Genomic DNA, 3,148 nt, shown 5'->3' on the forward strand with positions numbered 1-3,148 from the left:
GCTCGCGATCGAATCGCTCGCGGGCCTGGGTGTCGGCCTGACGCACCTCGCGCCCGCCCTGGGGCAACTCAGCAGCTGCATCATGGGTGGTCCTCCGAGCGCACAGCCTGATCAAGGGCGTGGTTGGCGCGGGACAACCGCCGCCCAAGACCCTGGCAGACCGGCCGATCCGACCGCGCAGGGCGTTGCGGCTGCAGGCGGACGAGATCATCGCGCCCTTGGTCACCCCCCTGGCCCCCCGCCCCGCGATGTCGCCGCCAGGTCTCGCCGCCCCCGCGCCGGGGCCGGCGCCCTCCCCGCGCGTCGGCGCGGCCCTGCGCCTGGGGCCGGTGGGTTGCGCCAATCCCAGCCTGCTGACCAAGGCCGAGCGCGAACGCTGCCTGGAGCGCCTTGGCGCCGGCGCCAAGGACGCGCCATTCTACGAACCGCCCATGTCCCCGGACAAGCGCAAGGCCTTCGACGCGCAGGCGGCCAAGCAGCAAGCCTATCGCCGCTACAAGGAGGGTCACATACCGCCCGGCGTCAGCACGGGCAGCCTTGGCATGAATCCGATGCCGGAGGTCTGGACCCCGCACAACTGAGCCCAGGCCCGCCCAAGGGCTAATCTTCAGTCGGAAGGTCTCGAGCTCGCGATCGAATCGCTCGCGGGCCTGGGTGTCGGCCTGACGCACCTCGCGCCCGCCCTGGGGCAAAGCAGCAGCGGCATCATGGGTGGTCCTCCGAGCGCCCAGCCTGATCAAGGGCGTGGTTGGCGCGGGACAATGGCGCCGGGCGCCGTAGTCTCACCATGCGAAAGGCTCTAGAGCCGCAACGCCATGAAGATCGTCCCCGGTGGGGTGGGAGCATAGTAGGGATCGATCTCGGCAAAGCCCATCTGGCGGTAGAGGCCGATGGCCGAGGTCATGGTGGCCAGGGTGTCCAGGCGCAGCTCGCTGTGGCCGATGTCGCGCGCCCGCTGGATGATCGCCTCGGCCAGGGCGCGCCCAAGGCCGGTTCCGCGCGCTTCAGGGGCAATATAGAGCCGCTTCATCTCGCAGCACCCCTCGGCGGCTAAAGGCCTCAGGCCCACGCAGCCGAGCGCCTGGCCCTCGGCATCGCGCGCCAGAAGCAGTTCGCCGCGCGGCGGGGTGTACTTGCCCGGCAGGGAGGCGAGCTCGGCGCCGAAGTCTTGATAGCCAAGATCGACAGGCAGCGAGGCGGAATAGGCCTCGAACAGGGCCGCCGTCGCCCGCAGGTCGTCGAGGGTCCGGACGGGGATGATCTCAAACGAGGACGGCATTGCCTCTAGGGAGCAGACGCGCCACGCGCCCGCAACGGGCCAACGGTCCCGGTGGCCACAAAAGAACACGGCCGGGATTGCTCCCGGGCCGTTTCTTACGCTTGCACAGACTGAGCTGTTTTAGCCGTCGACCTTTTCGGCCTCCGCTTCGACCGCGATGACGTCCGGCAGGGGCTCCATGGCCTCCTCGCGGCTGGCCGACAGGGCTTCGTCGCGCTTGGCGGCGATGCGCTGCAGGTTGCGCAGGTAGGACCCGGTGCCCGCCGGGATCAGGCGGCCGACGATCACGTTTTCCTTCAGGCCTTCCAGGGTGTCGCTCTTGCCCTGGACCGAAGCCTCGGTAAGGACGCGGGTGGTTTCCTGGAACGAGGCGGCCGAGATGAAGCTGCGGGTCTGCAGCGACGCCTTGGTGATGCCCAGCAGGACCGGTTGGGTGATGGCCGGACGGCCGCCACGGGACTCGGTCTTGGCGTTCTCCTCGTTGATCTCCGACATGTCCAGGTGATCGCCCTTGAGCAGGCCGGTGTCGCCCGGCTCGAGGATCTCGCCCTTTTGCAGCATCTGACGAACGATCGTCTCGATGTGCTTGTCGTTGATCGGCACGCCTTGGAGCCGGTAGACCTCCTGGATCTCGTCGACCAGGAACTCGGCCAGCGCCTCGATGCCCAGGATGCGCAGGATGTCGTGCGGATCCGGGTTGCCGTCGATCAGGTACTCGCCCTTGCGGATCACGTCGCCGTCGTGGACGGCGATGTGCTTGCCCTTGGGGATCAGGAACTCGACCGCCTCGCCACCATCTTCCGGGGTGATCTTGATGCGGCGCTTGTTCTTGTAGTCGCGGCCGAATTCGACGCGGCCGTCCATCTCGGCGATGACCGCGCAGTCCTTCGGACGGCGGGCTTCGAAGAGTTCGGCGACGCGCGGCAGACCCCCGGTGATGTCCCGGGTCTTGGCGCTTTCGGTCGACATGCGGGCGAGAACTTCGCCAGGCTTGATCTCATCGCCGTCACCGACGGAGAGAATGGCGCCCACCGGCAGGAGGTAACGCGCCTCCCCGCCGTTCGAGATGCGCATATAGGCGCCCTCGGCGTCGACCACAGCCATGGCCGGGCGCAGGTCCGAACCCTTTGTCGAGGTGCGCCAGTCGATGATCACGCGGTTGGAGATGCCGGTGGCTTCGTCGGCTTCCTCGCGGACCGAGAAGTTCTCGACCAGGTCTTCGAAGCGAACCTTGCCGCCGACTTCCGAGATGATCGGGGTCGAGTACGGGTCCCATTCGGCCAGGCGCTGGCCGCGCTTGACCTTGTCGCCGTCCTTGACCTTCAGGCGCGCGCCGTAAGGCGGCTTGTAGGACTCGCGGTCCTTGCCGTCGACCTGGACCACGATCATCAGGTTGCGGCTCATGGCCACCACCCCGCCGTCCGGCGCCACGACGGTGTTGCCGCCGATCAGACGGGCGACGCCCTCGTTGCCGCTTTCGAAGAACGACTGCTCGGCCACCTGGGCGGTGCCGCCGATGTGGAAGGTCCGCATCGTCAGCTGGGTGCCGGGTTCGCCGATGGACTGGGCGGCGATGACGCCGACCGCTTCACCGATGTTCACCGGGGTGCCCCGAGCCAGGTCGCGGCCGTAGCAGGCGCCGCAGACGCCGATCTTGGCCTCGCAGGTCAGGACCGAACGGACCTTCACCGACTGGACCGCGGCGGCCTCGACGATATCGATCATGTTCTCGTCGAAATAGGTGTCGGCCGGAGCGATGACCTCGCCCGTGTTCGGGTCCTTCACGTCCTCGGCGGCGAAGCGGCCCAGGATGCGCAAGCCCAGCGAGACCAGGACGTCGCCGCCCTCGACCACGGCGCGAAGGGTGAT

General features: G+C 68.1%; 2 protein-coding genes and 1 pseudogene. 1 reads left to right on the top strand and 2 read right to left on the bottom strand.

Annotated elements, in window-relative coordinates:
• Positions 1–86 precede the first annotated feature (86 nt).
• Positions 87–581: a hypothetical protein gene (locus RMO04_RS17075; RefSeq protein WP_309645969.1), complete on the top strand. Its 495-nt coding sequence runs from the start codon at positions 87–89 to the stop codon at positions 579–581.
• A gap of 218 nt (positions 582–799) precedes the next feature.
• Here the strand turns inward: RMO04_RS17075 and RMO04_RS17080 are convergent, their stop codons facing one another.
• Positions 800–1,279, bottom strand: a complete 480-nt coding sequence (locus RMO04_RS17080; protein WP_309645970.1) for a GNAT family N-acetyltransferase — start codon at positions 1,277–1,279, stop codon at positions 800–802.
• A gap of 120 nt (positions 1,280–1,399) precedes the next feature.
• Positions 1,400–3,148, bottom strand: a pseudogene (locus tag RMO04_RS17085) (DNA-directed RNA polymerase subunit beta'); the annotation flags it as partial.

It is taken from the genome of Phenylobacterium sp. (assembly GCF_031412415.1).
GTDB lineage: Bacteria > Pseudomonadota > Alphaproteobacteria > Caulobacterales > Caulobacteraceae > Phenylobacterium.